Source organism: Moritella sp., from assembly GCF_033791185.1.
GTDB lineage: Bacteria > Pseudomonadota > Gammaproteobacteria > Enterobacterales > Moritellaceae > Moritella.
Map to the genome: position 1 here is coordinate 1 of NZ_JASJHF010000099.1, position 7,988 is coordinate 7,988.

The following is a 7,988-nucleotide window of genomic DNA, read 5'->3' on the forward strand; positions in this document are numbered from 1 at the left end:
TACATCATAAAAAACCATTCTAAAATTAACAAAAACACAACTAGATAACAACAAGTCTATTTAGAACTTGCGCTGAATCCTTAAATTGTCTATTTAATTGTATATACATTTAATCTTGTTTGAATAAAGATCGATAATGCAGTTTATATTTAAACCTAACAACGTGAGTGACAGATGAGTTTATTGCTAACCAATACAACAATTGTATCTATGGATCAAAGTGATTCCGATTACCAAACCCAACCTCATTGTTACATTGCAATGGCGCACGGTAAGATCGTCGAAATTGGTGCAATGCAACAATGTCCAACAGCCGCTTTCACTGACGTTATCGATTGTCAAAACCGCCTTATCACTCCGGGTCTTATCGACAGCCATACCCATCTGGTATTTGCAGGTAACCGCGCTAAAGAATTTGAGCAACGCTTAACAGGCGTGCCGTATGAAACAATCGCGAAACAAGGTGGCGGCATTCTTTCTACCGTTAACGCCACTCGCGCCGCAACAGAAGCAGAGTTAGTCGAACTTGCGATTAAGCGCCTCTCAGCACTGACCGCGGACGGTGTCACAACGATTGAAATCAAATCAGGCTATGGGCTAACCCTTGAAGACGAATTGAAAATGTTACGTGCAGCCAAACAATTAGAGCAACACGCCAACATCAAAGTATCCACCACACTACTCGCAGCACATGCCGTACCACCAGAATATAAAGGCGATGCCGATAGCTACATCCGTTACGTGTGTGACGAGATCATACCCGCTGCGGTTGACGCCAAGTTAGTCGATGCAGTTGATGTGTTTTGTGAAGGTATTGGTTTTAACTTAGCGCAAACCAAAGCCGTATTTGAAACGGCCTTGTCATACGGACTCAGCATCAAAGGTCACACCGAACAATTAAGCAATCTAGGTGGTAGCGAACTGGCTGCAAAAATGGGTGCGACCTCGGTTGATCATATCGAATACCTTGACGAGCAAGGCGTGAAATCACTGGCTCAGCATGGCACAGTCGCGACCTTATTACCTGGCGCATTCTACTTTTTAAGAGAAACCCAGTTACCGCCAATTGAATTGTTGCGTCAACATAACGTGCCAATGGCATTAGCAACCGATTTCAATCCAGGCACCTCGCCTATCGCCTCATTAACTATGATGATGAATATGGGCTGTACCTTATTTAGATTAACGCCCGAAGAAGCACTGCGAGGCGTAACTTGCCATGCTGCCCGCGCATTAGGGTTACAAGACTCTCGCGGCCAAATTAAAGTCGGATACGATGCTGATTTAGCAATCTGGGATATCGACCACCCTGCACAGTTAGCATATGAAATCGGCACACCAAGACTACACGCACGCATCTTAAATGGAGCGCTTTGTCATGACTAAGGCTGTTAATCCGACAACAAGCAATTACGAAACGACCAAAGCCGACATCTGGCAAGGTCGTATTGACGCTGAAGACGGCCAAGCTGGTATGCGTTTTCATCAGAAGGTGCTCGTAGCAGATAAAGACGAACTGCTTGAAACAGACTGCAAAGATGGTGTTGTGCTACTTGGTTTCGCGTGTGACGAAGGCGTTAAGCGTAATAAAGGTCGCGTGGGCGCAGTACAAGCACCGGATGTGATCCGTAAAGCGTTAGCCAATATGGCGTGGCATCATGACAATCCAGCTGCGATGACGACTAATGAAAGCACTAACACATCAACCTTTATTGATGGCGGCAATATCTATTGTAACGATACTGATTTAGCCCGTAGCCAACAAGAACTGGCTAAACATGTTGAAGCCGCATTGAACAAACAGAAAAAAGTCATCGTATTAGGTGGCGGACACGAGATCGCTTGGGGCACATTCCAAGGACTTTCTCGGCACTTACAAACAGTTCATCAGCATTTTGAATGCTCGAACGTAAGCAAACCTAAAATTGGCATTATCAACTTCGATGCCCATTTTGATTTACGCACCTATTCAACAGACGATAAAGCATTCCCGACCAGCTCTGGCACGCCCTTTAATCAAATAGCCAAACACTGCCAACAATTAGGTTGGGAGTTTAACTACGCCTGCCTTGGTGTAAGTCGCGCCAGCAATACTCAAGCGCTGTTTACCTTAGCCGATGAGCTCGGCGTACATTATCGCGAAGACCACCAACTGGCCTCTTATCTGCTTGCAGAACGAATCAGTGAGCTAAATACATTTATAGATAAGGTCGATTATCTCTACTTGACCATCGATATTGATGTGTTCTCGGCATGCACAGCGCCCGGTGTCAGCGCCCCAGCAGCGCGAGGCATATCCCTTGAAAGTGTCGAAGCTTTATTACAACCCATCTTTAACGCTAAAAATGGCGCTGGCCAAGCCAAATTATTAGTGGCAGATCTGGCCGAATACAACCCTAATTTCGATATCGACAATCAAACAGCAAGACTTGCAGCGCGACTAACGTGGGATATCTCCCGCGCGATGCTCTCAAATTAACGAATACATGACAGTTTAACTGAAAAGGAAATCCCAATGACTGATAAACGTTTAGATACATCTCGTACTATCATTGCCCCGCACGGTACAAAGCTCAACACCAAGTCGTGGCAAACCGAAGCGCCATTACGCATGTTAATGAACAACCTGCATCCTGATGTTGCCGAACATCCGCATTCATTGGTGGTTTACGGTGGCATAGGCCGAGCGGCGCGTGATTGGGAATGTTACGACAAAATAGTCGAAGTACTTAAACGTTTAGAAGATAATGAAACCCTATTAGTACAATCAGGTAAGCCGGTCGGCGTATTCCAAACCCACAGCAACGCACCACGGGTATTAATTGCTAACTCAAATCTAGTACCACATTGGGCTAACTGGGAACACTTCAACAAGCTAGATAAAGCCGGCTTGATGATGTACGGACAAATGACCGCTGGTTCTTGGATCTACATTGGTTCTCAGGGCATTGTCCAAGGTACTTACGAAACATTCGTTGCCATGGCGAAACAGCATTTTGATGGTCAAGCCCAAGGCCGTTGGGTATTAACCGGTGGCTTAGGCGGCATGGGCGGCGCACAACCTCTTGCTGCGACTATGGCTGGTTTTTCTATGATCGCCGTTGAATGTGATGAATCGCGTATCGATTACCGTTTACGCACAGGTTATGTTGATAAGAAAGCCACGACACTGGATGAAGCATTAGCGCTACTTGATGATGCAATCAAAACAGGCAAACCAACTTCTATTGGCTTATTAGGTAATGCCGCTGATATCTTCCCAGAATTAGTTAAACGCGGCGTGGTGCCCGATTGTACTACCGACCAAACATCTGCCCACGACCCACTGAATGGTTACTTACCACAAGGTTGGACAATGGCGCATGCAGCAGCAATGCGTAAAGAAGATGAAGCAGCCGTCGTGAAAGCCGCGAAACAGTCAATGGCCATTCAAGTTCAAGCTATGTTAGATCTACAAAAAGCAGGTTCAGCAACCGTTGATTACGGTAATAACATTCGCCAAATGGCCATGGAAGAAGGCGTAGAGAATGCGTTTGATTTCCCCGGTTTCGTTCCTGCTTATATACGTCCTTTATTTTGTGAAGGCATTGGTCCTTTCCGTTGGGTAGCACTGTCAGGCGATCCAGAAGATATCTACAAAACCGATCAGAAAGTAAAAGAACTGATCCCAGATAATCCACAACTGCATAACTGGCTAGACATGGCGCGCGAGCGTATTCAGTTCCAAGGTTTACCAGCGCGTATTTGTTGGGTTGGTTTAAAAGACCGTCAACGTCTGGGTTTAGCCTTCAACGAAATGGTTAAAAATGGCGAGCTAAAAGCACCGATTGTGATTGGTCGTGATCACCTTGATTCAGGCTCAGTTGCCAGTCCTAACCGCGAAACCGAAGGCATGATGGATGGTTCAGATGCCGTATCGGATTGGCCACTGTTAAACGCCCTGCTTAATACAGCCAGTGGTGCAACTTGGGTTTCACTGCATCATGGCGGCGGCGTTGGCATGGGTTTCTCTCAACATTCCGGTATGGTCGTACTTTGTGACGGTAGTGATGATGCGCATCAACGTATTAGTCGTGTACTGCGTAACGATCCAGCCACAGGCGTTATGCGTCACGCTGATGCGGGTTATGACCTTGCCAAAACGTGCGCCAAAGAGCAAAACTTAGATCTACCTATGCTTGATACCTCTCGTAATAATAGTAATCCTAATAAATAGCCTTGGAGAACAACATGTACCAACTAACAATTAAACCAGGGTTACTGACACTGGCACAACTTCGTCAAATCAGCCGTTCACCCGTGCAAGTATCACTCGACCCTAGCTGCTTTGAAGATATCCATGCCAGCACTAAAGTCGTTAACGACGTAATCGCTGAAAACCGTGTCGCTTACGGCATCAATACCGGTTTCGGTTTATTGGCCAACACCCGTATTGCCCCTGAAGATCTAGAAACGCTGCAACGCAGTATCGTATTGTCCCATGCAGCTGGCATCGGCGAGTTCATGAACGACGAAACTGTGCGCATGATGATGGTGCTGAAAATTAACAGCCTAGCGCGTGGCTTCTCTGGTATCCGCTTATTGGTTATTGAAGCATTAATGCAATTAGTTAACGCTGAAGTATATCCCTGTGTACCGAAAAAAGGCTCTGTTGGCGCATCAGGCGATCTTGCCCCCCTTGCTCACATGAGTACCGTATTACTCGGTGAGGGTGAAGCCCGTCATCAAGGTAAAGTCATTACGGGTGAAGCAGCATTAGCGATTGCTGGTATGCAGAAAATAACCCTAGCACCAAAAGAAGGGTTGGCGCTGTTAAACGGTACGCAAGCATCAACCGCGTTTGGTCTTGAAGGTTTGTTTGCCGCTGAAGATTTGTTTGCATCCGCGACGTTATGTGGTGCAATGACTGTTGAAGCGGCATTAGGCAGTCGTCGTCCATTCGATCCTCGCGTGCACCGCGTGCGTGGTCATCGCGGCCAAATGGATTCAGCCACGATGTATCGTCATATTCTTGGCTTTAGTAGTGAACTAGGCGACTCACATACCGCCTGTGAAAAAGTCCAAGACCCTTATTCATTGCGTTGTCAGCCACAAGTAATGGGCGCATGTTTACAGCAGATCCGTAATTCTGCCGATATATTCGAAGTAGAAGCAAACTCAGTATCCGATAACCCACTGGTATTTGCTGATGATGGTGACATTATTTCAGCAGGTAACTTCCATGCAGAGCCTATTGCCATGGCCAGTGATAACCTTGCCCTCGCAATTGCAGAGATTGGCAGTTTGTCAGAACGTCGCATGGCGTTACTTATTGATAATAGCTTGAGTAAATTACCGCCGTTCTTAGTTGATAATGGCGGCGTAAACTCAGGTTTCATGATTGCGCAGGTAACATCTGCAGCCTTAGCCAGTGAGAATAAATCTTTAGCACACCCCGCTTGTGTTGATAGCTTACCAACCTCTGCCAATCAAGAGGACCATGTGTCGATGGCAACCTTCGCCGGTCGTCGCTTAAAAGATATGGCGGAAAATACCCGTGGTATCTTGGCTGTTGAATTGTTGGCGGCTGCGCAAGGACTTGATTTTAGAGCGCCACTAAAATCATCACCATTAGTTGAACAAGCCAAAGCGGAATTACGTGAGCGCGTCGATTTCTACGATAAAGATCGCTACTTTGCTCCCGATATAGCCAACGCGAATCAACTTATTCTAGAAGCCGCCCATAACAAATTAGTCGATGCGGCAATGCTACCAAGTTTTTAAATTGACGAAGATTTACTTTAAAAAAGAGTTTACTTAAAAATAGTCGGCTGGGTTGATGTATATTACCCTTTATATACATCCAGCCATTTAATCATTAAGCCTATTGTTATTAATACCGCCTAACGTTTTACCATCTGACTCAGTTGCCTGTCATGGGGCTAAGCTCACCAAAATAATAATTAGATCACTAAGTATATTAATGTAACGTAATTGTGACAAGTGGAATACAAATTACACTTTGCTCAGCATGTATATCTCAGCACTACGCCTCAATCGTATAACTGGTTAATAAGTGACCACAAAAAACAGAGTTAAAAACGTGATAAATATCACACTATCACCTATAGGGTACTGGAAAGGGTAAACCACTAATATTAAAGAAAATTTAAATATCTAAAAAACACGATGAAGCAGCCAAACACACCACTGAAGCGATAAATAGCGGAATATATAACTAGATAATAATATAAATGCTGGTATTATTTCGCCCCTCACACCCTAAGTGAGAATTTTATGCAAATAAATGCATGCCAGATTGGCGAAGAACTACCCATAATATCGAAGACCTCAAAACGTCATATTGACGATAAATTGGTTCCAGTACTAACAATTGGCTTCATTAGCTTATTCTTATTGGCTGCGATCATTGACCTCCCTCGTTTCACAGCATTAATCCAAGAATTATTCTCATCAGCTGCCGAACAATTTGGCTACTTTTGGCAATGGTTAATGGTTGCGAATTTCGCTGTTGCATTGTGCATCGCAGCAAGCCGATACGGTAAAACACGTATGGGGAAGATAGCTAAACCGACAATAGGCACATTTCGCTGGTTAGCGATGATCATGTGTACGCTATTAGCTGGTGGTGGTGTTTTCTGGTCAGCAGCAGAACCGATTTACCATTTCATTACCCCGTCAGCAAGTTATCCAGAAATTACCGGATCAACTGTTGATGCTATCGTTCCAGCACTAAGCCAAAGCTTCTTGCATTGGGGATTCCTTGCATGGTCAGTACTGGGTACATTAGCAACAATTGTGCTTATGTATGCTCACCATAATCACGGAATCAAGCTTCGACCACGAGCATTGCTGTTCCCGCTTGTTGGTAACCGTTTAGAAAACCATTGGTTTGGCGCTGTTATCGATGCTTGCTCAATTATAGCCGTCGCAGCCGGAACCATTGGTCCAATCGGCTTTTTAGCATCACAAATGGGCTATAGCCTAGAAGTGCTAACCGGCCTTAAAAATGACATGAATTCTCAGCTGGCGATTCTTACTGTGGTTGTTGCTATTTCCGCAATCTCAGCAGCGTCAGGCATGGATAAAGGTTTACAGTGGCTAAGCCGCCTGAACGTTATCGGTGCATTTGCATTGTTATTAGCCATTTTAATATTAGGTCCTACCCAGTTCATTTTTGAACAATTTGGACGTGCTTTTGGGACTTACTTGCAAGATATGCCAACGATGAGTGTCACTAACGACAATCCTGGTTGGAATGTTTGGTGGACTTGGTTCTTCTGGGGCTGGTTCATTGGCTTTGCACCTATGATGGCTATTTTCATTGCGCGTATTTCAGAAGGCCGTACGATTCGAGAACTGGTACTCGCAGTGGCTGTTGGGGCACCGATTGTAACTAACTTTTGGTTCTCAGTACTTGGTGGTACAGGGATATTCTTAGAGCTACAAACTCCAGGAATCATTTCGGGTCCTCTCGCTGATGCAGGTTTACCTGCGGTATTATTAGCATCACTGGAGCAGTTACCATTAAGCGAGATCTTATTACCTGCATTCCTAGTATTAACAACAACTTTCGTTGTGACGACTGGCGACTCGATGGCTTATTCTATTGCTATGGTGGTATCTGGTGATAATGAACCTGATCGTAAACAGCGTTTTTTCTGGGCTGTGATCATGGGTTGTGTTGCTGCAGCATTATTACTAGCGGGTGACGGTGGCTTAAATGCACTGCAATCGTTCATTGTAATCACTGCCGTACCAGTATCATTTTTAGTTGCAGCAACTTTGGTCGCAGGACCGATTGCCGCAATGAAGATGACCGAAGCACAAGATGCGCTGCGTGCCGAAGAAGCACTACAGCAAGCATAACAAATAAATCAGCCTCACGATAATGGACACTGTCTATTACCATGAGGCTGACTTTCGATTTACCCAACTCTCTGCTTTCTAATCTCTGCTTTCTAATCTCTAATCTCTAATCTCTAATC

5 protein-coding genes are annotated in these 7,988 nt (G+C 45.1%); all 5 read left to right on the forward strand.

Annotated features, from left to right (window positions below; all coding sequences use genetic code 11):
- Positions 1 to 174 precede the first annotated feature (174 nt).
- The 5 genes from hutI (at position 175) to QNK26_RS06180 (ending at position 7,869) form a co-directional block, all read left to right on the forward strand.
- Positions 175 to 1,386: an imidazolonepropionase gene (gene hutI, locus QNK26_RS06160; protein WP_319221567.1), complete on the forward strand. Its 1,212-nt coding sequence runs from the start codon at positions 175 to 177 to the stop codon at positions 1,384 to 1,386.
- Entirely contained in the window at positions 1,379 to 2,479 is a 1,101-nt protein-coding gene (hutG, locus tag QNK26_RS06165; RefSeq protein ID WP_319221569.1) for a formimidoylglutamase, read from the forward strand. Before hutI ends, hutG begins: the two co-directional genes overlap by 8 nt.
- Before the next feature lie 36 nt (positions 2,480 to 2,515).
- Positions 2,516 to 4,216 carry a urocanate hydratase gene (hutU, locus tag QNK26_RS06170; RefSeq protein ID WP_319221571.1) on the forward strand — a complete coding sequence of 567 codons (1,701 nt, stop codon included), beginning with the start codon at positions 2,516 to 2,518 and terminating at the stop codon, positions 4,214 to 4,216.
- Positions 4,217 to 4,230: 14 nt separating this feature from the next.
- Positions 4,231 to 5,763 (forward strand): histidine ammonia-lyase, encoded by a 1,533-nt coding sequence (gene hutH, locus QNK26_RS06175; protein ID WP_319221573.1) that lies wholly within the window; start codon positions 4,231 to 4,233, stop codon positions 5,761 to 5,763.
- Positions 5,764 to 6,276: 513 nt separating this feature from the next.
- Positions 6,277 to 7,869, forward strand: coding sequence for a BCCT family transporter (locus QNK26_RS06180; RefSeq protein WP_319221574.1), 1,593 nt, complete (start codon positions 6,277 to 6,279; stop codon positions 7,867 to 7,869).
- Positions 7,870 to 7,988: the final 119 nt, after the last annotated feature.